The organism is Photorhabdus cinerea, assembly GCF_011189575.1.
In the GTDB taxonomy this organism is placed as follows: Bacteria; Pseudomonadota; Gammaproteobacteria; order Enterobacterales; family Enterobacteriaceae; genus Photorhabdus; species Photorhabdus cinerea.
In genome coordinates this window covers 108006-130127 of the sequence record NZ_PUJW01000006.1, presented here as the reverse complement: position 1 = coordinate 130127, position 22122 = coordinate 108006, and the positions used below count along the sequence as shown (strand labels likewise).

At 36.6% G+C, this 22122-nt stretch carries 20 protein-coding genes and 1 pseudogene; 13 read left to right on the top strand and 8 right to left on the bottom strand.

Annotation, left to right across the window (positions count from 1 at the left end; all coding sequences use genetic code 11):
- Positions 1 to 290: 290 nt before the first annotated feature.
- From C5469_RS07600 to galE, 10 genes and pseudogenes are all read left to right on the top strand, one after another.
- Positions 291 to 1886 (top strand): phosphoethanolamine transferase, encoded by a 1596-nt coding sequence (locus tag C5469_RS07600; protein WP_166304539.1) that lies wholly within the window; start codon positions 291 to 293, stop codon positions 1884 to 1886.
- A 219-nt stretch (positions 1887 to 2105) separates the two neighbouring features.
- A pseudogene (locus C5469_RS07595) lies at positions 2106 to 2309 on the top strand (transposase); the annotation flags it as partial.
- 1008 nt (positions 2310 to 3317) lie between these two features.
- Positions 3318 to 4409 (top strand): EpsG family protein, encoded by a 1092-nt coding sequence (locus C5469_RS24425; RefSeq protein WP_422615854.1) that lies wholly within the window; start codon positions 3318 to 3320, stop codon positions 4407 to 4409.
- 586 nt (positions 4410 to 4995) lie between these two features.
- The gene (locus tag C5469_RS07585; protein ID WP_166304533.1) at positions 4996 to 5778 is read left to right on the top strand and encodes a glycosyltransferase; all 783 of its coding nucleotides are present in this window, start codon (positions 4996 to 4998) and stop codon (positions 5776 to 5778) included.
- 283 nt (positions 5779 to 6061) lie between these two features.
- Entirely contained in the window at positions 6062 to 7228 is a 1167-nt protein-coding gene (locus tag C5469_RS07580) for a nucleotide sugar dehydrogenase (RefSeq protein ID WP_166304530.1), read from the top strand.
- A 107-nt stretch (positions 7229 to 7335) separates the two neighbouring features.
- Positions 7336 to 8103: a glycosyltransferase family 2 protein gene (locus C5469_RS07575; RefSeq protein ID WP_166304527.1), complete on the top strand. Its 768-nt coding sequence runs from the start codon at positions 7336 to 7338 to the stop codon at positions 8101 to 8103.
- 25 nt (positions 8104 to 8128) lie between these two features.
- The gene (locus C5469_RS07570) at positions 8129 to 9286 is read left to right on the top strand and encodes a DegT/DnrJ/EryC1/StrS family aminotransferase (RefSeq protein ID WP_166304524.1); all 1158 of its coding nucleotides are present in this window, start codon (positions 8129 to 8131) and stop codon (positions 9284 to 9286) included.
- Entirely contained in the window at positions 9287 to 9898 is a 612-nt protein-coding gene (locus C5469_RS07565; RefSeq protein ID WP_166304521.1) for a sugar transferase, read from the top strand.
- Positions 9899 to 9906: 8 nt separating this feature from the next.
- Positions 9907 to 11787, top strand: a complete 1881-nt coding sequence (locus C5469_RS07560) for a polysaccharide biosynthesis protein (RefSeq protein ID WP_166304518.1) — start codon at positions 9907 to 9909, stop codon at positions 11785 to 11787.
- Positions 11788 to 11823: 36 nt separating this feature from the next.
- Positions 11824 to 12843 carry a UDP-glucose 4-epimerase GalE gene (gene galE / locus C5469_RS07555; protein WP_166304515.1) on the top strand — a complete coding sequence of 340 codons (1020 nt, stop codon included), beginning with the start codon at positions 11824 to 11826 and terminating at the stop codon, positions 12841 to 12843.
- 35 nt (positions 12844 to 12878) lie between these two features.
- On the opposite strand, the gene C5469_RS07550 is transcribed toward galE, so the two are convergent.
- Together C5469_RS07550 and C5469_RS07545 are read right to left on the bottom strand one after the other, a co-directional pair.
- Positions 12879 to 13145 carry a type II toxin-antitoxin system RelE/ParE family toxin gene (locus C5469_RS07550; protein ID WP_166304513.1) on the bottom strand — a complete coding sequence of 89 codons (267 nt, stop codon included), beginning with the start codon at positions 13143 to 13145 and terminating at the stop codon, positions 12879 to 12881.
- Between the two features lie 3 nt (positions 13146 to 13148).
- The gene (locus tag C5469_RS07545; RefSeq protein ID WP_166304510.1) at positions 13149 to 13406 is read right to left on the bottom strand and encodes a type II toxin-antitoxin system RelB/DinJ family antitoxin; all 258 of its coding nucleotides are present in this window, start codon (positions 13404 to 13406) and stop codon (positions 13149 to 13151) included.
- Positions 13407 to 13580: 174 nt separating this feature from the next.
- Between C5469_RS07545 and trmL the strand changes: the two genes are divergently transcribed.
- On the top strand, positions 13581 to 14069 hold the full coding sequence (gene trmL, locus C5469_RS07540) for a tRNA (uridine(34)/cytosine(34)/5-carboxymethylaminomethyluridine(34)-2'-O)-methyltransferase TrmL (protein ID WP_166304507.1): 489 nt from the start codon (positions 13581 to 13583) through the stop codon (positions 14067 to 14069).
- A gap of 108 nt (positions 14070 to 14177) precedes the next feature.
- Here the strand turns inward: trmL and cysE are convergent, their stop codons facing one another.
- The 4 genes from cysE to C5469_RS07520 form a co-directional block, all read right to left on the bottom strand.
- The gene (gene cysE, locus C5469_RS07535) at positions 14178 to 14999 is read right to left on the bottom strand and encodes a serine O-acetyltransferase (RefSeq protein WP_166304504.1); all 822 of its coding nucleotides are present in this window, start codon (positions 14997 to 14999) and stop codon (positions 14178 to 14180) included.
- Between the two features lie 52 nt (positions 15000 to 15051).
- Positions 15052 to 16074, bottom strand: coding sequence for an NAD(P)H-dependent glycerol-3-phosphate dehydrogenase (gpsA, locus tag C5469_RS07530; RefSeq protein WP_166304501.1), 1023 nt, complete (start codon positions 16072 to 16074; stop codon positions 15052 to 15054).
- On the bottom strand, positions 16074 to 16550 hold the full coding sequence (gene secB, locus C5469_RS07525; RefSeq protein ID WP_166304498.1) for a protein-export chaperone SecB: 477 nt from the start codon (positions 16548 to 16550) through the stop codon (positions 16074 to 16076). Before secB ends, gpsA begins: the two co-directional genes overlap by 1 nt.
- A 72-nt stretch (positions 16551 to 16622) precedes the next feature.
- Positions 16623 to 17060, bottom strand: coding sequence for a rhodanese-like domain-containing protein (locus tag C5469_RS07520; RefSeq protein ID WP_166304495.1), 438 nt, complete (start codon positions 17058 to 17060; stop codon positions 16623 to 16625).
- Positions 17061 to 17423: 363 nt separating this feature from the next.
- Between C5469_RS07520 and envC the strand changes: the two genes are divergently transcribed.
- Both envC and C5469_RS07510 read left to right on the top strand, forming a co-directional pair.
- Positions 17424 to 18731, top strand: coding sequence for a murein hydrolase activator EnvC (envC, locus tag C5469_RS07515; RefSeq protein WP_166304492.1), 1308 nt, complete (start codon positions 17424 to 17426; stop codon positions 18729 to 18731).
- A 4-nt stretch (positions 18732 to 18735) separates the two neighbouring features.
- Positions 18736 to 19632: a divergent polysaccharide deacetylase family protein gene (locus tag C5469_RS07510; protein WP_166304489.1), complete on the top strand. Its 897-nt coding sequence runs from the start codon at positions 18736 to 18738 to the stop codon at positions 19630 to 19632.
- 199 nt (positions 19633 to 19831) lie between these two features.
- Here the strand turns inward: C5469_RS07510 and tdh are convergent, their stop codons facing one another.
- Together tdh and kbl are read right to left on the bottom strand one after the other, a co-directional pair.
- Positions 19832 to 20857: an L-threonine 3-dehydrogenase gene (gene tdh, locus C5469_RS07505; protein ID WP_166304486.1), complete on the bottom strand. Its 1026-nt coding sequence runs from the start codon at positions 20855 to 20857 to the stop codon at positions 19832 to 19834.
- A gap of 9 nt (positions 20858 to 20866) precedes the next feature.
- The gene (gene kbl, locus C5469_RS07500; RefSeq protein ID WP_166304484.1) at positions 20867 to 22063 is read right to left on the bottom strand and encodes a glycine C-acetyltransferase; all 1197 of its coding nucleotides are present in this window, start codon (positions 22061 to 22063) and stop codon (positions 20867 to 20869) included.
- Positions 22064 to 22122: the final 59 nt, after the last annotated feature.

Below are 22122 nucleotides of genomic sequence, written 5' to 3'. Positions count from 1 at the left end.
CCTGCTAGTACTATAGCCGTAAAAACTAAAAATCTGCATTTTTTCTGATATTCATGACGCAGAGAAACCTCGTGATTTAAAGCTTTCCTATAAGTGTACCTTCTATTCTTGGGACAAAGAAGTGCGGCTGTAATATTGGATTTTTATGTTTGGGGTGGCAACTATCCTAACAGTGAAGAAATATAAACACTTACTTAAATTTAAAAAATCTATGGTAGATTCACATAATAAGTGCAACATCGTTAATCTTACTATGTTTGTATCTATATAGAAAAACTACAGGATTCATTATGTTAAAGTTAAAAAAGAAAGACATTGCTGTATTATCAATTTTATTTATTATACTTCTCTTTCTAATTTATAATATCAATATGATGATTTCTCCAGAAAGAAAACTAATAGGTCAAATCCCAATGACCATCTTAAATTCAATTATGATTATTTGTGCAATTTCTTGTCTGAGGAGTAAAAGTAAATTTATATTCACAATTTCAACCTTAATAACAATAATTGTTTTTTTTGATTTTATATACATAGCAACGTTTAAATCAACAATTGAAAGTGGAAATATTGCCTCTTTTTTTAGTACAAATAAAAGGGAGAGTTTTGAATTTATCATCAGTTACTGGAAGCCAATATTGTTAAATTTATTTTTCTTTGTAGCTTTTGTTTATTTAGTAATAAAATCAACAAACAACCTATCTTCAAGCACTTATTTTTCATTGACTTTGATATGTTTGCTAATGGTAATTTCGACAAGGGGTTACAATGCCACAAAGGCTTATACTCTATATAACAAAGATGATGGAAAAAGTTATATATCGTTTCCAGATTTATTATTAGAAAATTATAAGAATGGTGGTTACTCTATGGGATTTAGAACTGTTTTTGTATTAGTTAGTGAATTTAAAAATCATAACAGTATGAGCTCCTATATAGTTCAAAACCGAGAAACGCCTTTTAATCGTTCTAAAAATAACGATATAAAACATATCATATTAGTAATTGGTGAATCATCATTAAGGAGTAGATATAGTGCTTATGGGTATGAAGAAAATACGACACCATTCCTTAATAAAAAAAAAGAATCATTAATTCATGACGTTATATCACCAGCACCAGTAACAGCTTTGGCATTAAAGCAAATCTTAACAATGAGTTCACCCCACTATCCTCAAAAATGGTTAAAGTATAAAAATATAATTGAACTAGCAAATGATGCGGGTTATGAAACAATTTGGTTATCAAATAATGGAACACCCCTAAGTACTTGGGATATTGGAACAACTGCAATAGCAAAATCAAGCAATAAGGTTGATTTTAAAAATAGTGGTGAGAAAGATGATTTAGAATTAATAAAGGAATTGAAAAATGTTATTAATGAGAAAAAATATCAATTCATTATATTACATTTAAGAGGAAGTCACGCTGCTTATAATTCGAAATTAAGTTCTGATAATATAGATAAAAATGCATTGCATAAAAATTATCCCGGTGTTGAGTATGACAGGACTATCCATCACACAGATAGAGTATTAGAACAGATAGATTCAATAGTAGAAAAAAATAAAACACCATCAATTGTATATTACCTTTCAGATCATGGTGAAATAGTGAATAAAGGGCATGGTTTTATAAAAGGGGGGAAGCAACAAGTTGAAATACCATTAGTTATTATTAATTATAATCAGAATAAAAATATAAAGTCTCTAGTTGAATCCTATAGAGGTCAACAAGGTTTATTGAATACATCAAGTACATACCAAATATTATCTGAATTAATGGGATATAGTGTACCCAAAGAAATAAAAAAAATAGAACGAAATGAAAGTTATTACATATACCATGTTAACCAGATTGTATATCCTTATGGTAAAGATATTTAACTAAGGAGCTTAGCGCAATCGCAATAGTAGTAGAGCACTTTGAGGGAACTCCGAGGTGGGAATATATATGAGTACTACAGCCATAATTGTTTTTTAATCAGATGCTTACCCGGCGACGGTAGTGACATTGTTGTGCACGGTACTGATGTCGTCGTCGCCAATATAACTAGGTTGCAGGAATAAAATGGTGGCATGTTACGACATTTCTGATGACGGATGGTCAGTGATTGGCTGACCCGTCATCCTAAATTTAACCTATTGTTTTTACCTGTTTATTTCCCCTGGCTGAATAAAATCGAGCGCCTGTGGCAATCCCTGCATGAAACGGTGACACGAAATCATTGCTGTCAGTATATGTGGCAGTTGCTCGAAAAAGTGAAAACATTTTTGAATTCATTCTCCTACAGGACTCACAGAGAATAAAAAGGGAGGGGGTATCATAATTATGAAAAGTTATTTAGCAAATAACCTCAAATACAGCATCAGGAACGATTCCAACAAAAAACCATCAAAATCCCCGATTGGCAGCCTTATTCTATCAATTAATTAAACAAGCAGAGTATTCAGCTTGACCCAGAGAAGCTTACAGTTTATTCTCCCCCTAAATAGTTACAAAATCTTATCCCCCGTTATTTTTTGTTACGATAGAAAAAGCACCTAAAAATCAACAAAATGGGTAAGGTTATAGAATTCTACAGGTATTCTGGGAGCCAACAACCCAGTGCGGTAGCTTTATTTAATGACTATTAAAATGCTGACTCAGGTTTTTCATCTTCATATACAAAAGAAATTCCTACATATTAAGCAAAACCATTAAATAATCTCATCTAATGGTTAACCATGCAATTAACCTAAATCAGTAATAATATAAATAGATTAACCAAAATAATTATGAAAAGCATCATTCTAGCCGGTGGTTCCGGTTCCTCAATAGGGATATACCCGTTATCTTTCAAGTTGCCTCTTTGTTGGCGGTACTCACTCACCCCGATCACGTAGTTATCTATGCTCCCGGGGATTCGCTCCCTTGCCGTCGCGATTCATCTTGAAATCCATTGGGTATATATCTATAGATGTATTGTTTATTAAATGATAAAAAAACACCTTATGGGAAGCCAATACCCATGATATTAGACTGGTAAAAGAAACTCTGTCCTCCTTACAAACAGGCAGACAGGGAGTCCAAATAAGGTTGAGCCAGACGAAGGTTATAAGGAATCGAACACACATTCAATCCAGAAAGAGTATAACTCAGCAAAGCAGAATGACGAATTTAAAGTGTATCGTCGGATGAATCTCTTTCGTCAAATAGTTAGCACGTTTAGGAAAAGAAACTAGAAAATTATGAAACGATGCCGCACTTGGCATGTGGGTTGATTGTCTGGAAAAAACTCCTATTGGGATAAACTCTTATTTATAAGATATGAAAATATGTTTATATTTACTTTATTTTATTGTACTTTTTATTTCTATTTAATAGAAAAAGTTTCAACTAGAAATAAATTGCATTTATTTTTATGGCTTCCACCTCTTATACTATACTTATCAGTCGCAGGCTTGCAATACTCTGTTGGTACTGACTATTTATCATATATATCGATATATGAAAACCAAGAGCAATATCTTCTTAAATATTATATAAAAGGAGAATATACATTTTATTATATAAACAAATTACTTTCATTCATAAATTCCCCTTCTCAAGGAGTTTTTTTTGTATTTTCAATAATACAATCGATTTTTATTTTCTGGTATTTCGCTACCCTAAAGAGAAATTTATTTATTATATGGTTATTTTTTTTGATTTTCTTTACTGTAACCAATATATATAATAATCAATTAAATGGAATCAGACAATATGCTGCATTAACTCTATTTCCACTAATTACCTATTGGTGCCATACCCGACAAAAAACAAAAACCATTATAGCTATTATAGTAGCCATAACATTCCACAAAAGCTCTATAATGTTTTTCATTGTTTTTCTATTTCAATTTTTGAATAAATTTATAAATAAAAAAACAACTTTCTTATTTTTTATATTAACAGCCCCTATATATTATTTTCTACCATTTTACATAATTGACATATTAACATCATTCCCGAATGAATACACACACTATATTCACTCTAAATATTTTCACAGCAATGACTATTGGATAATTGTAACAAAAATATATTATATCCCAATAATACTATATTTCTTCTATAGGTACTTGAAAGTAGATAGTTACAAAAAAAACGGAACAGACTCTACATACTTTCAATTTTGTATCTTTATTTTCTCTATTACATTTTGGAGCTTTCTAATTGGTCTATTTGCAAATATATTATCTAGATTATCATCTAATTTTATATTTTTATATATATTCCCCATTTATTATATTTTAGCCGAATCAATTAATAAAAGAAATAATATCAAAACCTTATTTTTATTCTTATACATAACATTACCCTACATAATAAAAGTTACAATTTTAGCAAAAAATGAATTCCTATATAAAAGTTACTTATTCAATTAGCTTTAAATTATTACCCCCCACCTTATGGCAGAATATAAACTTACCAATAAATCACTATTTATAACAGTGAATAAATTAGAAAGAATAGCTTTAGCTTGTAATAATTTTAACATTAGTAAATAAATATAATGACTATTAATAAGAATATTCATCCCAAGATTCATTGCACCTAACGACCTTAACTTTATTATTATAAGACATCACACAAATAGCAATGGTTGCCAGTCCAAGGGACAATAATATAAGAGTAATAAAATATAATCTGAAGAAAAAATACATCGTTTTTATTTTCCATAACATTGAAAATTAACCTTTTTTGTTCAATATTAGTTGGATAATAATATTCAGCTTTACAATCATTTTATCTATACTCAACAATCTACTTTTATCCATATAAATAAACTTAAAGAAATAAAATTGTTTATTAATATAACAAGCTCCTATTGTGGCATAGGCTGTGAATTTTGAGCTATATTAAATAATTATTGGAATCAGATAATGAAATGAGAAAAATTTCTAACCATAAACATTTGCTAAAAAATAAGAGAACATATAGAATTTAAAACACATCGGAAAGAAAATAATTATGGAAACAATAGATATTGCTATATCTACTCTAGGCAATAGAATCAAAGATCTTGAAATTCCGAATTATAAACATGGATTTCATTACATAATAGTTCATCAATATATATCAAACTTAAACAATGAAGCTATAAATAGAATCAATAAAATAATAGATAGAGAAGATGTATTATATATAAAACATACACAATTAGGCTTGACTAAAAGCAGGAACATTGCAATTAAACAATCGGAAAGTGATTATATTTTTATTATGGATGATGATGTATCATATGATCTGGAGAAAATGAAGCTCTTGGTAGAACATATGAAAAAAGATAATGTAAGCGTAGGAACCTTCTACCATAAGTATACAAATGGATTATCTACATTAAAGTCAAAGGGGATTATCCGCCATAATAAATACAATATTGGAAATCCATCCTCAATTGACATATGTTTAAGACGCAGTGATATAATTGAACATAATATATTATTTGACGAAAATTTTGGCTTAGGTACATCTCTCCCATCTGGTGAAGAAATGATATTTCTTTCAGATTGCTTAGATAAGAATTTAAATTTAATCCGTTATCCTATTGAAATATGTACCCATTCCCCCATTACATCAGGAATAGATTTTTACTCATCAGTACCTAAAATTAGAGCAAAAAGAGAAATGATAAAAAGAGTTTTTAGAAAAAAATATTATTTTATTTCTTTATTATTTGTAATAAAGAAGTTCAAATATGCATATAAAGCTGGATACGGTGTTAATTTCATTAAATATATGTTATTACCGTAATAAAAAAGAAGCTATTAATCTAATAATTCATTCACTGAGAAATGAATTCATATATAAAGCATATGAATTAAATATAAAAGCTCTCTATATTTTAAATCGTCCTCCTATAAAGAATTACTAGTAAATAACTTATGAGAAATGATATCTTAGCCCCATGTTATATTAAATTCAAATATAAGATTAAATAACCTTTTAAGTATCTATTAACTTAGAAAAAGCACCTTAATAAGACAATAACTTACTAAAACAAGAATAAAATACTTTTCTTTTATATAGGCTAATAATGAAAATAGCAATCGCAGGAATCGGATATGTTGGTTTATCAAATGGAATTCTACTTTCTCAAAATAACGAAGTCATTGCCTTAGATATTAATCAGGAAAAAGTTAACCTTATTAACAAAAAAATATCCCCTATTATAGATCAAGAAATTGAACACTATTTGAAAGAAAAGAACTTAAATTTTAAGGCAACCTTGAATAAAAAAGAAGCTTATGATAATACTGATTTTATCATCATAGCAACACCAACCGATTATGATCCCAAAAATAACTATTTCAACACATCATCTGTTGAAGCAGTTATTCAAGATGTTCTGAAATATAACCCAGAAGCTGTGATGATAATAAAATCTACAATCCCTGTAGGTTTCACAAATCAAATGAGAAAAAAATTCAGAACAGAAAATATCATTTTCTCTCCAGAATTTCTCCGTGAAGGTCGCGCATTGTATGATAATTTGCACCCATCAAGAATTGTAGTTGGCGAACGCTCAGAAAGAGCAACGGTTTTTGCCAATTTGCTTGTTGAAGGTGCTGTTCAAAAAGATATTCCAATCCTCTTTACTGACTCAACAGAGGCAGAAGCTATAAAACTATTTTCAAATACTTATCTAGCTATGCGTGTTGCTTACTTCAATGAGTTAGATAGTTATGCTGAAGCTCAAAAGCTAGATTCTCGCCAAATCATTGAGGGTGTTTGCTTAGATCCTCGTATTGGCAACCACTACAACAACCCTTCATTCGGTTATGGAGGTTATTGTTTACCTAAAGATACTAAACAACTCTTAGCTAACTATCAAAGTGTGCCTAATAACATTATTAGTGCAATTGTTGATGCTAATAGAACTCGTAAAGATTTTATTGCGGACTCAATTCTTAATAAGAACCCTAAAATCGTTGGCATTTATCGTTTAATCATGAAATCTGGTTCAGATAACTTCAGAGCATCATCCATTCAGGGGATCATGAAACGTATCAAAGCCAAAGGAATTGAAGTTGTAGTTTTTGAACCAGAAATAAAAGAAGAAGAATTTTTCCATTCAAAAATCATACAAAATCTATCTTATTTTAAAGATATCTCAGATATTATCATCTCAAATCGAATGACTTTAGAACTAAATGATGTAAAAGATAAAGTCTACACTAGAGATCTATTCGGTAGTGATTAATAAATGCATATTATACTAATACGTTATCATATTAATTTTTATAGAAAAATTAATATGATATTCACGATAGATTATATAAAATACATATAGGGTAAATAACTTATATCATGAAAGAAGATAGTAACGAAGTAATAGTTTCCATTATTATGCCAAGCTATAATTCTGCCAATTTTATTGAACAATCTATAGAATCAGTTTTAGAACAAACATTCTCCAAGTGGGAATTATTAATTATTGACGACTGTTCAAAAGATGACACTATCAAATCAGTAATGAAATTTAAAGACAACAGAATTAGCCTTATTGCTCTAAAAGAAAATGTAGGTGCAGGTAAAGCAAGAAATATTGGCCTTGAATTAGCAAAAGGAAAGTATATTGCTTTTATAGATTCTGATGATTTATGGATGCCTAAAAAATTAGAACATCAAATTACCTATATGATAGAAAATCAAGAAATAGCTGCTGTATGTACTGGTTATATATTTATAAACGAAAAAAACAAACCGATCCGTGGAAAAATTATTCCCGATAAAATCATCACCCTTAATAGCTATATGAAAAATACATGCATTGGTTTTTCCACATCAATGGTCAATAGAGCTATTACCGGCAGTTTCTATCTAAGTGAAATAAGATTGCGGCAAGATACTCACTTATGGATAAGTCTATTAACGCAAGGTTTTAAAATAGAGGGTTTACCCGAAGAGTTGGTTAAATATAGAGTAAGAGAACATCAGATATCCGGCAATAAATTAAAATCGGCCATAAGGACATTAAAATTATATTGGTCTTTTAAAGAAATCCCATGGAAAAATAGACTATTTAACTTCACATATTATAGTATAAACGGAATATTAAAAAGACTAATTAAATAATATATATCTCTACAAAGGAAAAAAAATGAATAAAGAATTTCTCCCTTTTGCATTACCTGAAATTGGACAATCCGAAATCGATGAAGTCATTGATTCACTTAAAACAGGTTGGATAACAACTGGACCTAAAGCCAGAAGATTTGAACACGATTTTGCTGAATATTTGGGTTCTGATGTTGAAGCCATTGCTGTAAATTCAGCAACTGCTGGCTTGCATTTAGCTTTAGAAGCAATCGGCATTCAACCCGGTGATGAAGTCATAGTTCCTACCTATACCTTCACCGCAACAGCAGAAGTTGTCCGTTATCTAGGCGCTCATCCTATTTTTGTTGATTCTTTATCTGACAGTCTGAATATTAATCCAGCAGCAATAAGAAAAGCAATTACAGCCAAAACTAAAGCGATTATGCCTGTACATTTCGCAGGCTTATCATGCGACATGGATGAAATCATTGCTATAGCTAAAGAATTTAATCTAAAAATAGTTGAAGATGCCGCGCATTCATTCCCAACTTTATATAAGGGAAAGAAAATTGGCACTCTAGACACGGATGTGACGGTATTCAGCTTCTATGCCAATAAGACCATGACAACAGCGGAAGGTGGTATGCTAGTCTCTAAAAATCCAGACATTATAAAAAGGGCCAAAGTCATGCGTCTGCACGGAATTAGTAAAGATGCTTTTGACAGATACCAATCTAAAACACCGACCTGGTATTATGAAGTCATTGAATCGGGTTATAAATATAATATGCCAGATATTTGTGCAGCCATTGGTATCCATCAATTGAAGAAAATAGACGCTTTTCAAAAGAAAAGAGAAGCAATGGCTAAACTTTACGATGATGAATTAAAAGATCTGCCAATTACTTTACCCACTAAACCTAAAGAACCGAATAGTCAGCACGCCTGGCATTTATACACCATTAGACTAAATGATGAAGTCAAAATATCAAGAGATGACTTTATCATAAAAATGGCAGAGAAAAATATAGGCTGCTCTGTCCATTTTATTCCACTACATAAACAACCAATATGGAAAGATACCTATTCTCTGGACAAAAATAATTTTCCTATAGCAGAAGAAGGCTTTAAAAGAATTGTATCCATTCCTTTATATACAAAGATGACAAAAGGAGACCAAGTCCACGTTATCAACACAATTAAAGAGATCCTAGCTTAAATGGCGATATATTATTTAGCTATAAAAAGGAGTTTTGATTTCATTTCTTCTTTAATAGGACTAGTCCTATTATTTCCTATTTTAATTACTATTGCCATCTGGATAAAAATGGACTCAAAAGGACCTATTTTTTTCCGACAAAAACGTGTGGGACAATATAATCAAGATTTCTATATTCATAAATTTAGGAGCATGGCTACCGGGTCAGAGCAAAAAGGACAACTTACTATTGGTCATGATCTCCGTATTACCAACTCTGGAAAATTTATACGCAAATATAAACTTGATGAATTAGCTCAATTGATTGATGTTCTTCGAGGAAAAATGAGCTTAGTCGGGCCAAGACCTGAAGTTCCACAATTTATGGGCAAATATCCAGATGATGTCAGAAATAAAATATTATCGGTAAAACCCGGCATAACAGATTTAGCTTCCATAGAAATGATCGATGAAAATGAAATCTTAGATAAATATAAAGATCCCCACCAAGCGTATATTGATATTATTATGCCTATAAAAGCAAAATATTATTTAGACTATACTAACAATCAATCCTTTTTCTATGACCTGAAGATTATTCTTAAAACAATTTATAAGGTGGTCTTTAGGTAACCAAAATCATGAATGAAAAAATAATTCTTAATAAAAGTAAAGACAGGTTAATAAAAACTATAATCCTTCTGATAGCTGATATACTAATGATTATTGCCTCATATTGGCTTAGTATGTGGTTACGTTTAGATAGAGAAATCCCAATTAATAGCTTTAAGCATTGGCTAGCAATCATATTCACAATACCTTGTACTCTATTTATCTTCTTAAAAGTTGGATTTTATAGATCTATAATAAAATACGTTAACATGAGCATATTAAAATGGGCTATCGTTGGCTCATTTCTGTCTACCTTATTATTAACGGCATTCTCTTTATATCAACAGGCATTTTTACCAAGAACCGTACCTATTATTTATTTTTCTTTTCTGATTATATCACTCTGCGGTACAAGATTTTTATATAGAACACTACGTAATTTACTAAAAAATAAAGGAGTTCCCGTTATTATCTATGGAGCAGGAGAATCCGGCCGACAACTTTTGCCCATATTAAAAGAACACAGAGAATTTAACCCCATTGCTTTTGTTGATGATAATGCTAAATTACATAATTTATCTATTCATGGAGTTTGCGTCTTTTCTCCAGAAGACATAACATCCTTAGTAGAAAAATATAATATAAAGAAAATATTACTCGCCATACCTAGTGTGTCAATATCCAATAGAAAGAAAATCCTTGAAAAACTTCAAAAAGAGTATTGTGAAATATTAACAATCCCAAGTTTTAATGACCTGGTTGAAGGAAAAGCTCAAATAAGCTCGCTTAAACGCGTTTCTATTAATGATCTACTCGGCAGAGAGCAAATTAATCCATTACAAGATTTGCTCAGTAAAAATATTAAGAATAAAAATATTCTCGTTACAGGTGCCGGTGGTTCAATAGGTTCAGAATTATGTAGACAAATCATAAATCAGTCTCCTTCTAAGGTGGTATTATTTGAGCTAACTGAGTACTGCCTTTATTCAATAGAAAAAGAGTTACAAAAGATAAACTCAGAAAACAATTTGAATATAACTATTATTCCAATTTTAGGTGATATAAAAGACTCAGATAAGATAAATAAAATAATAGATAAATTCAATATTAATACCATATACCACGCAGCGGCATATAAACACGTTCCCCTTGTAGAAATTAATACCATAGAAGGTGTAAATAATAATATTTTTGGCACACTTTCACTTGCCAAAGCTGCAATCAATCAAAATGTTGATAAATTTGTATTAATCTCTACCGATAAGGCTGTCCGCCCCACTAATACAATGGGAGCAACAAAAAGATTTGCTGAACTTATATTACAAGCCTTTGCTAAAGAAAACACTCATACAAAATTCTCAATGGTCCGCTTTGGCAACGTTCTTGGTTCATCCGGTTCCGTTGTGCCTCTGTTCGAGAAACAAATAAAAGGTGGCGGACCAATAACCCTAACTCACAAAGACATTACCCGTTACTTCATGACGATCCCGGAAGCTGCCCAGTTAGTTATCCAGGCTGGAGCGATGGGCAATAATGGTGATGTTTTTGTTCTGGATATGGGAGAGTCAGTAAAAATATACGATCTTGCCCGAAAAATGATTAATCTATCCGGTTTATCAGTGAAAGACGAAACCAACCCTCATGGTGATATCGAAATCAAAATTACCGGGCTAAGGCCCGGTGAAAAGCTTTATGAAGAATTATTAATTGGTGATAATGTTTCTGGCACAAGTCATCCGAGAATCATGACAGCCAATGAAGTCTTTCTGACCTGGGATAAATTAAATCCATTATTAAATGACCTAAAAACATCTTATGAAAATTATGACTTTGAGAATATTAGGAATATTCTTATTAATGCACCTATTGATTTTCATCCCAAAGATCATATTTACGATGTTTTAAAATAGTACATAAACATTCTAACCTACTAAAATAGAAATGATATGACCATATTAATCACCGGCGGAGCCGGTTACATCGGTTCCCATACAGTATTAGCGCTTTTGGAAAAAGGAGCCGATGTTGTTGTTATTGATAATCTCTGTAATTCATCACCAGAATCTCTTCGCCGAGTTGAAAAACTCACAGGCAAATCAGTAAAGTTCTACCAAGGTGATATTCTTGACCTAAATTTATTAAATAAAATTTTCCAAGAAAATAAAATAGACACCGTCATCCATTTTGCTGGATTAAAAGCAGTTGGTGAATCCACCAGAAAACCACTTGAGTATTATCAGAATAATGTTACTGGCACCCTAGTTCTGTTGCAGGCTATGCGTGCCAACGGTGTACATCAACTGATTTTCAGCTCATCTGCAACGGTTTATGGCGATCCTGAGTTTGTACCTCTAACTGAAAATGCCAAAGTAGGTGGTACAACTAATCCTTATGGCTCTTCTAAACTAATGGTCGAGCAAATTCTAAAAGATTTTGCCGCTGCCGAGCCAAATTTCAAAATCACCAGTCTAAGATATTTCAACCCTGTTGGTGCACATCCATCAGGTATGATTGGCGAAGATCCTAATGGTATTCCTAATAATCTGTTGCCTTATATCACTCAGGTTGCGATTGGTCGTCTGGAATGTTTATCAGTCTACGGAAACGATTATCCAACCAAAGATGGCACAGGTGTTCGTGATTATATTCATGTGATGGATTTGGCTGAAGGCCATATTGCCGCTATTGACTATTTGGATAAACAACCATCCTATGAAGTTTTCAATTTAGGAACCGGGGCCGGTTATTCTGTACTTGAATTACTTCATGCTTTTGAAAAAGCAGCAGGCAAAGCCATTCCGCACAAGATAACAGATAGGCGCCCTGGAGATATTGCTGAATGTTGGTCTGATCCATCAAGAGCCCGTGAAATTCTCAGCTGGCAAGCGACACGTAATATTGATGATATGATGCGTGATAGCTGGAACTGGCAGATAAATAACCCCAATGGTTTTCGCTCTAATTGAGATGTATATCTCTATACTGTCTGGTTCCTTAAAATTCAGAATAAATCTGAATGACTCCCCACCCGATATAGTTTTAATTTAGTCCTTGTACGCTGATAAATAAGCAAAATATCTGGCGTTCCGTGACATTCAAGGTAGCCAATATATTGACCTGCTAATGAATGTTCACGGTAACGCTCTGGTAAAGGTTCACCAGTCTGTAAAAGCTCAATAGCTTTCAAGATAACAGATTGAGCCTTTTTATTATTAGCATAACGCTTTGCATCTTTTTTGAAGCGACTCTGGTAAACAATCTTTAACATTATTTACCATCCAAGATCACGTTTTAGTTCATCTACCGTATCAACTCGATGAACACCTACGCCATTTTCCAGATCTCGAATAGCCTGTAATGTCTCCTGATTAAGTTGCAGCAACTCAGCAGGGAATTCTGGCTCAACAGCCAGACGATTAACCACCATACGAATTATAGTGGAAAGATTCAGCCCCATAGCTTTCGCATTAGCCATCGCAGCCGCTTTGGACTTAGGGTTAACACGGGCACGTACAACAGTATCAGCCATAAAAAACCTCCATCAATTTTTGTCTATATAATAGCCATATTGTAGCCACAAGCAAATGAATATATCCGAGTGATAAGCAATTTCTGAAAGATTAACAGATAAACCAGATATGAAATCCCTCCTGCATCCCTACTCAATTTCTGCTAATCTGTGCCCCTTGTTTCTGGGGGGTATATGCTAAACATCGTCTTATTTGAACCTGAAATCCCACCTAATACCGGTAATATTATTCGTCTTTGTGCCAATACCGGTTTTCAGTTGCATCTAATTCAACCTTTGGGTTTTACCTGGGATGATAAAAGGCTACGCCGAGCCGGGCTGGATTATCATGAGTTTGCCAATATCAAGCAACATCATGATTATTATGCTTTTTTAGAGAACGAAGGGTTTACAGGAGGGTCTTCTGCCCGTTTATTTGCTCTGACGACAAAAGGAACATCGGCACATAGTGCAGTAAGTTATCAGAATGGGGATTATTTGATGTTTGGGCCGGAAACCAGAGGGCTACCGCCTTACGTTCTGGATAATATGCCACCACAACAGAAGATCCGTATTCCAATGCTGGCAGACAGTCGCAGTATGAATCTCTCTAATTCAGTCGCAGTTGTGGTTTTTGAAGCCTGGCGGCAATTGGGGTATTCAGGTGCTTTATTGAAAGAGTAGCTGTTATTACTAAGGCTAATGCCGTGCATCTGACCCATTAAAAAACACGGCATTTTTGAGTATTCAGCTTTATAAACAGTATATTTCTCAACGCAGTGATTCAAAAAATCAAATCCCATCACCATACTCAAAGCCATTGTTGATTCCATTAAAGTGCTGGTTCATATCCAATGATGGCTTTTCGCTTTCAGGTTTACCAACAATACGGGCAGGCACACCAGCGGCTGTTGTGTGTGGTGGAACCGAACGAAGTACAACTGAACCTGCGCCAATTTTTGCCCCACGGCCAATTTCGATATTGCCAAGTATTTTCGCACCTGCACCAATCATCACCCCTTCCCTGACTTTTGGATGACGATCACCCTCTGATTTTCCTGTACCACCAAGGGTTACAGATTGCAGGATAGAAACATCATTCTCCACCACAGCCGTTTCACCAATGACAATACCAGTAGCATGGTCAAGCATGATGCCACAGCCAATCTTCGCCGCCGGGTGAATATCAACGCTAAAAGACATTGAAATCTGGTTTTGCAGGTAAATCGCTAATGCTTTTCTTCCCTCTCCCCATATCCAATGGGCAATACGATAGGCTTGCAAAGCATGAAATCCTTTGAGGTAAAGTAAGGGAGTCGAGTATTTATCTACCGCAGGATCACGTAAACGTACTGCTATGATGTCACGAGCAGCCGAGACAATCATTTGCTTATCTGAACCATAGGCTTCTTCTACAATTTCTCTGACAGCAATAGCCGGCATAATCGGTGTGGCGAGTTTATTAGCTAGCATATAACTTAAGGCACTACCAAGATTTTCATGCTTGAGTAACGTCGCATGAAAAAAACTGGCCAACATCGGTTCACATTCAGCCAGTGCTCTCGCTTCTGTTTTTATGTTCTTCCAAACTTCGTCCAATTCTTCTAGTGACATAACATTTACTCTCACAATTAGAACCTATCTTACTTTAAATTTTTATTCTGATTTAAGAGCGTACATCATCGCTCTCATCCTTTCTGGCTCTTCCTAACAATGCTTGAGCAGCTTCTACCACATTTTTATTGCAATACAGTATCTGGTAGATTTGCTCTGCAATCGGCATTTCTACACCCGCGCGATTAGCTAATGCACGCACTTCTTTAGTATTACGGTAACCTTCAACAACTTGCCCAATCTGGCACTGGGCTTCTTCGACACTAATTCCTTGCCCCAACATCATGCCAAAGCGACGGTTGCGTGATTGGTTATCAGTGCAAGTTAAAACCAAATCACCCAATCCCGCCATTCCCATAAAGGTGGAAGGATCAGCACCAAGCGCTGTACCAAGGCGACTCATTTCTGTTAATCCACGGGTAATCAATGCCGTGCGGGCATTAGCACCAAATCCCATACCGTCAGATATTCCGGCGCCAATAGCAATGACGTTTTTTACGGCACCACCGAGTTGGACGCCAATGAAATCGGGGTTTTTATAAACACGGAAACTTTTGCCACAATGGAATAATTGCTGAAGTTCATCACCAAAAGCAGATTCAGTCGCAGAGATAGCAATCGCAGTAGGTAAACCCGCCGCAAGTTCTTTGGCAAATGTTGGCCCCGAAAGCACCGCCAACGGTATTTTATTACCGAGTATCTCACAGGCCACATCCTGCAATAATCGACCAGTATCAGCTTCTAAGCCTTTACTTGCCCAGACAATACGAGAGTCCGGTCGCAGATGCGGTTCTACCTGCTTTAACACCTCACCAAACACATGGCTAGGAACCACAACAAGAATGTTGCGGCTTGCCGCCAGTGCTTTTGTCAGGTTTGCTTCAAGCAATAAACTATCAGGAAAAGTCACATCCGGCAGAAATCCCTGATTGCAACGTGCCTGCTGCAAAGCCTGAATATGCGCTGGATTATGGCCCCAGAGCACAACATCATGACCATTACGTGCTAGCGTAATAGCTAATGCGGTGCCGTATGAACCGGCACCGATAACTGTCATAGAAGCAGTGTTATTCATTAGGCTTCCTGTTGAGCCTGCTCACCATCCTGAGACTGTTCTGCCTGCTGTTGCAGGTAATTCATGAACAAAGCATCAAAGTTTACCGGAGCCAGATTCAGTTGTGGGAAAGTACCACGACTCACCAGGCTGGTGATGCATTCACGGGCATATGGGAACAGGATATTTGGACAATATGCACCCAGACAATGAGCCAGCTGGGTTCCTTCGATACCTTCGATAGAGAAAATACCGCCTTGCTGTATTTCACATAAGAATGCAGTCTCTTCACCCAGAGCTGCCGTCACAGTGACACGCAGAACAACTTCATAAACCCCCTGAGCCAACTCACTGGAAGCCGTATCCAAGTCCAGTTTTACTTCCGGCTGCCATTCCTGCTGAAACACCTGTGGCGCGTTTGGTGCTTCAAAAGAGATATCTTTGGTATAGATACGTTGGATCTGGAAAGTCATTTCTGTGTTGTTTTGTTCTGACATAATAATTGTTACCTTTTTTAGATGTCCTTATTAAAGTTCTTATGTGAGCGTCACCACTCACACCCAAAATGATTACTTTCTACCACGCGCCAATGGCAAATTTTCACCTGTCCAACCAGCCAGCCCTTCTTTCAGAGAACATACGTGTTCAAAGCCAGCACGGATAAGATTTTCAGCCGGAGTACGGGATTCAGTACCATTAGCTGAAACAACAATCACAGGCTGTCCTTTATGTTTTTCCAACTCTGCCAGATTGTTGTCTTTAATTTCAGATGGCGTCAGATTTATTGAACCAATGATATGCCCTTTGCGGAAATCTTCTCGAGAACGCAAATCCACAACGATAGCTTCTTCTTTATTGATCAAATTAATAGCTTGTGCACGGGTTATCTCTTTGGCTTTAGAGAAGAAGCCTTTCGCCGTAGTCACAATAACGGCAACCAGCAACGCAATCCAAGCGAGGCTAAGGATCATATTCTGGTTAATGAATTGCATGATTTCTTGCAGCATGGGGGCAAAAACTCCCGTTGGTTAATAACAAATATCTAAGGTTCCAGAGTATACCTTTGTGTTGCGTCAATTACAGCCAAATAGCGCAAGCTCAATAAAATTTTGCGGAGAGTTTCGAGAAAAATAAAAATACCCTGAAGATGGCGGGTTTTAAGTACATATCCAGATTATTCTCTGCCACACTAAATACATACAGGAATTTCGGCAATAAATAGGCTAAAGTAGCTAATATGTTTATTATTATCCAATTTCAATGTTAAGACAGCATTATCTGAAAGTGTAAAAAATCAACACAGCATCTGGTAAGTAATTGTTCATCATGGAATAATATGGCGTATATCGTAGCAAGGTATGTCTATAGAAATGGCTGACAACAAAGAAATATATAGCCGTAATTATCGGCTCAATCAGAACCTATGGCGGAACAAAATCCATGTCTTATTGTTCTGTGCTTTCCTGTCTGCTGTTTTCAGTTTTAATACCTTTGCCAACCAGATTACCGACAATAAAAACCGACTTAAAGATCTTCAGCAAAACATTGCAGAAAAAGAGAAGAGCGTGCAGCAACAGCAACAGCAACACAACACGTTGTTAAGTCAACTGAAAGATCAAGAAAATACAATTTCTAAAGTTGGCCGCTCTCTATACAGTACCCAAACTCAACTCAGTAAGCTGAATAAAGAAATTACTGCTCTCAATGCCAATATCAAGAAACTGAGAAAACAGCAAAAAGTGCAACAAGATATGCTGGCACTCCAGTTAGATGCTGCATTTCGTCAGGGGCAACATCAAGGGCTTGAACTTATGTTCAAAGGTGAGGAAGGCAAACGTGGTGAGCGCATCCTCGCTTACTATAGTTATCTTAATCAAGCTCGCCAGGACACTATTGTTAAGCTTGAGCAAATCACCGTTGATTTGACTGAACAGAAAAAACTTGAACAGCAAAAACAAGAAGAGCAGAAACAAATTCTGGCCGAACAACAGCAACAAAAACAGCAGATGGAAGTTGCCCGCAACGCCCGGCAGAAAACTCTGACGGAGCTGGAGTCTTCCCTGAAGAAAGACCAGCAATACCTTGCTGAGTTAAAACAAAATGAAACCCGTCTGAGAGATAAAATTGCCAAAGCAGAGCGAGAAGCGAAAGCACGTGCTGAACGGGAAGCCAGAGAAGCAGCTCGTGTCCGTGCGCAAGTTGCAGCGAAACAGAAACAAGCACAGCAGAAAGGTTCTAGCTATAAACCCACTGAAGATGAACGTGCATTAATGGCGCGTACCGGTGGCCTTGGACGTCCGGCTGGTCAGGCAATCTGGCCTGTCCACGGCCGAGTGATACATGGGTTTGGTGAAGCTCTGCAAGGTGAGTTACGCTGGAAAGGTATGGTGATTTCTGCCACGGAAGGTACTGAAGTCAAAGCGATATCCGATGGCCGGGTACTATTGGCTGACTGGTTGCAAGGCTATGGTCTAGTCGTTGTTATAGAGCATGGTAAAGGCGATATGAGTCTCTATGGCTATAATCAGAGTGCCTTAGTCAGTGTTGGTCAACAAGTTCGTGCCGGGCAACCCATCGCTCTGGTCGGTAACAGTGGTGGCCAAAATCAACCCGCACTTTATTTCGAAATCCGCCGTCAGGGAAGAGCAGTAAACCCACAACCATGGCTTGGGAGATAATCAGATGAGACAACTTTGGTTCACAAAATTCATTGCTATCGCTCTGTTATTTTTGAGTCTGCAAGTCAATGCCTCTCGTCTGGCCATTGTTATTGATGACTTTGGCTACCGTCCTCATAATGAAAGCAAAATATTGCAGATGCCTGTTGCGATTTCTATCGCCATTCTGCCAGATTCCCCACATGGCAGGGAAATGGCAGAAAAAGCACATAAGCAAAGACGAGAAATCTTAATTCATCTGCCAATGGCACCGCTCAGTAAACAATTGTTAGAACCAGATACACTCCAGCCAACAATGAGCAGTGAAGAAATTGACCGTATCATCCAGCACGCAATACAAAAGGTCCCTTATGCTGTAGGAATGAATAACCATATGGGCAGCGCCATGACTTCAAGCTTGCCGGGAATGCAGAAAGTTATGCACTCACTGTCCCGCTATCATCTCTATTTTCTCGATAGTGTGACGATTGGGAACACACAAGCAACAAAGGCAGCAAAAGGTACACCTGTCCGTGTTATCCGCCGTAATGTTTTTCTAGACGATGTACAATCAGAGGCGGAAACCCGCTACCAGTTAAACCGAGCAATTTCTATTGCCCGTAAGAATGGCTCCGCTATTGCTATCGGCCATCCTCACCCAACAACCATTCGTGCATTACAAAAGATGCTGCCAACACTTCCCGCTGATATTGAATTAGTCAGCCCAAGCATGCTGTTAAGTGGTACACCTGCTGGTGGTAATCAGCATAAATGGGGCAAGCAGTGTGAAATAAAAGAGGCATCAGATCCCGTTACCAGCAAAGACTATCTGGCAATCATTGGCGATACTCTGGTTGATAACCTTATTGTGAATACGGTGAACCAACATATCCAAAAATTGGCTAAAGATAAATCTCAGTAAGAAGAATAAAAAATTATCCTACAAGGCAGAATGAGATAATTCATCCAATGGCAGTATTGCAATATCGCCAATGCCTCTCAACTACAACCTGATCACATCTCACGATCAGTTCTGCCCGCATACAATGTCGAATTGACTCATAAAGGAACAGACGCTCAAGAACTGAAAGCGCCTGTTAATCTTAGTGATAACTTATTGATTAATCCCAGTTCAGAATAACTTTACCAGACTGTCCTGAACACATGACATCAAAGCCTTTTTGGAAGTCATCAATAGAGAATCGGTGAGTGATAATGGGTGTCAGATCCAAGCCAGATTGAATCAATGCCGCCATTTTGTACCAAGTCTCAAACATTTCACGGCCATAAATGCCTTTAATAAACAAGCCCTTGAAAATCACCTGATTCCAGTCAATTGCCATATCTGATGGTGGAATACCCAACAGTGCGACTCGACCACCGTGATTCATGGTATTCAATAAGGTACGAAATGCTGCGGGCGCACCAGACATTTCCAAACCAACATCAAAACCTTCGGTCATGCCCAACTCTGCCATGACATCGGTCAGATTTTCTTTACTGACATTCACCGCACGAGTAACACCCATTTTACGTGCCAACTCAAGGCGATATTCGTTAACGTCTGTAATAACAACATGACGTGCACCAACATGCTTACACACTGCCGCAGCCATAATACCAATTGGCCCTGCACCGGAAACCAACACATCTTCGCCAACGAGATCAAACGAAAGCGCGGTATGAACAGCATTGCCAAATGGGTCAAAGATAGAAGCCAGTTCATCAGAGATGTTATCCGGGATTTTGAATGCATTAAATGCAGGAATAACCAGATATTGAGCAAAAGAGCCTGGGCGGTTTACCCCTACACCAACCGTATTACGGCATAAGTGAGTACGGCCACCACGACAGTTACGGCAATGACCACAAGTGATGTGCCCTTCACCAGATACACGATCACCAATTTTAAAACCTTTCACTTCCTGACCAATTGCAACAACTTCACCAACATATTCATGACCGACAACCATCGGTACAGGAATTGTTTTTTGCGACCAGTCATCCCAGTTATAGATGTGTACATCCGTGCCACAAATCGCAGTTTTACGGATTTTTATCATCACATCATTGTGCCCCAGCTCTGGCTCGGGCACATCTGTCATCCAGATACCTTCTTCTGCCTTTAACTTTGACAATGCTTTCATAGAGATACCTTATGCAATTACTTTTAATTGCTTACCAATTCGCGTGAACGCTACAACTGCACGTTCAATTTGTTCTTCCGTATGTGCCGCTGACATTTGAGTGCGGATACGGGCCTGATTTTTAGGGACTACCGGATAGAAGAAACCTGTAACATAAATGCCTTCTTCCAGTAATTCTGCGGCAAATTCCTGTGCCAATTTTGCATCACCTAACATGACAGGGATAATCGCGTGGTCAGCACCGGCCAAAGTGAAACCTGCCGCGGTCATTTTTTCACGGAACAGATTTGCGTTCTTCCACAGACGATCACGTAACGCATCACCCTCTTTTAGCATATCCAGCACTTTAATAGATGCCGCGACAATTGCCGGTGCCAGTGAATTAGAGAACAAATATGGGCGTGAACGCTGACGCAACCATTCAACAACTTCTTTACGTGCCGCAGTATAGCCACCAGAAGCACCTCCCAACGCTTTACCTAATGTACCGGTAATGATGTCAATACGATCCATTACGTCACAATATTCGTGCGTGCCGCGACCATGAGCACCAACAAAACCAACAGCATGGGAATCATCCACCATGACCATAGCACCAAATTCATCAGCCAGATCACAGATAGATTTCAAGTCAGCAATTACGCCGTCCATCGAAAACACACCATCTGTTGCAATCACAATATGGCGGGCATTATCTGCTTTTGCTTTCTCCAGTTGTGCTCTCAGTTCCTGCATATCATTATTAGCATAGCGATAACGCTTCGCTTTGCATAAACGGACACCATCAATAATAGAAGCATGGTTTAGAGCATCAGAGATAATGGCATCTTCCGGCCCAAATAGGGTTTCAAATAAACCACCGTTAGCATCAAAACAAGAAGAATAAAGAATAGCATCTTCCATGCCCAAGAATTCTGCCAGTTTCTGTTCCAGCTCTTTATGGGTATCCTGAGTCCCGCAAATAAAGCGAACAGATGCCATGCCAAAACCATGGCTATCCATTCCCGCTTTAGCCGCAGCAATCAGATCAAGATGATTAGCCAAACCTAAGTAGTTATTTGCACAGAAGTTAATAACGTGGCTACCATCAGCAACAGCAATGTCAGCACTCTGTGCAGAAGTGATGATACGTTCATTTTTGAATAGCCCTTCAGAGTGAGCTTGTTCTAATTGTTCATTAATTTGCTGGTAAAATGATGCTGACATTGATTCTCTCCTGATTAAATAAAAAGTAATGACGTATTTTACTGATTGATCAGGCTACT

Coding starts and splice junctions, on each gene's coding strand:
- C5469_RS07565 (WP_166304521.1), top strand. CDS start 9,287: ATGGCGATATATTATTTAGCTATAAAAAGGAGTTTTGATTTCATTTCT.
- C5469_RS07585 (WP_166304533.1), top strand. CDS start 4,996: ATGGAAACAATAGATATTGCTATATCTACTCTAGGCAATAGAATCAAA.
- secB (WP_166304498.1), bottom strand. CDS start 16,550: ATGTCAGAACAAAACAACACAGAAATGACTTTCCAGATCCAACGTATC.
- C5469_RS07560 (WP_166304518.1), top strand. CDS start 9,907: ATGAATGAAAAAATAATTCTTAATAAAAGTAAAGACAGGTTAATAAAA.
- C5469_RS07545 (WP_166304510.1), bottom strand. CDS start 13,406: ATGGCTGATACTGTTGTACGTGCCCGTGTTAACCCTAAGTCCAAAGCG.
- tdh (WP_166304486.1), bottom strand. CDS start 20,857: ATGAAAGCATTGTCAAAGTTAAAGGCAGAAGAAGGTATCTGGATGACA.
- C5469_RS07570 (WP_166304524.1), top strand. CDS start 8,129: ATGAATAAAGAATTTCTCCCTTTTGCATTACCTGAAATTGGACAATCC.
- cysE (WP_166304504.1), bottom strand. CDS start 14,999: ATGTCACTAGAAGAATTGGACGAAGTTTGGAAGAACATAAAAACAGAA.
- C5469_RS07580 (WP_166304530.1), top strand. CDS start 6,062: ATGAAAATAGCAATCGCAGGAATCGGATATGTTGGTTTATCAAATGGA.
- C5469_RS07510 (WP_166304489.1), top strand. CDS start 18,736: ATGAGACAACTTTGGTTCACAAAATTCATTGCTATCGCTCTGTTATTT.
- C5469_RS07520 (WP_166304495.1), bottom strand. CDS start 17,060: ATGCTGCAAGAAATCATGCAATTCATTAACCAGAATATGATCCTTAGC.
- C5469_RS07575 (WP_166304527.1), top strand. CDS start 7,336: ATGAAAGAAGATAGTAACGAAGTAATAGTTTCCATTATTATGCCAAGC.
- C5469_RS24425 (WP_422615854.1), top strand. CDS start 3,318: ATGTTTATATTTACTTTATTTTATTGTACTTTTTATTTCTATTTAATA.
- kbl (WP_166304484.1), bottom strand. CDS start 22,063: ATGTCAGCATCATTTTACCAGCAAATTAATGAACAATTAGAACAAGCT.
- envC (WP_166304492.1), top strand. CDS start 17,424: ATGGCTGACAACAAAGAAATATATAGCCGTAATTATCGGCTCAATCAG.
- C5469_RS07550 (WP_166304513.1), bottom strand. CDS start 13,145: ATGTTAAAGATTGTTTACCAGAGTCGCTTCAAAAAAGATGCAAAGCGT.
- C5469_RS07600 (WP_166304539.1), top strand. CDS start 291: ATGTTAAAGTTAAAAAAGAAAGACATTGCTGTATTATCAATTTTATTT.
- galE (WP_166304515.1), top strand. CDS start 11,824: ATGACCATATTAATCACCGGCGGAGCCGGTTACATCGGTTCCCATACA.
- trmL (WP_166304507.1), top strand. CDS start 13,581: ATGCTAAACATCGTCTTATTTGAACCTGAAATCCCACCTAATACCGGT.
- gpsA (WP_166304501.1), bottom strand. CDS start 16,074: ATGAATAACACTGCTTCTATGACAGTTATCGGTGCCGGTTCATACGGC.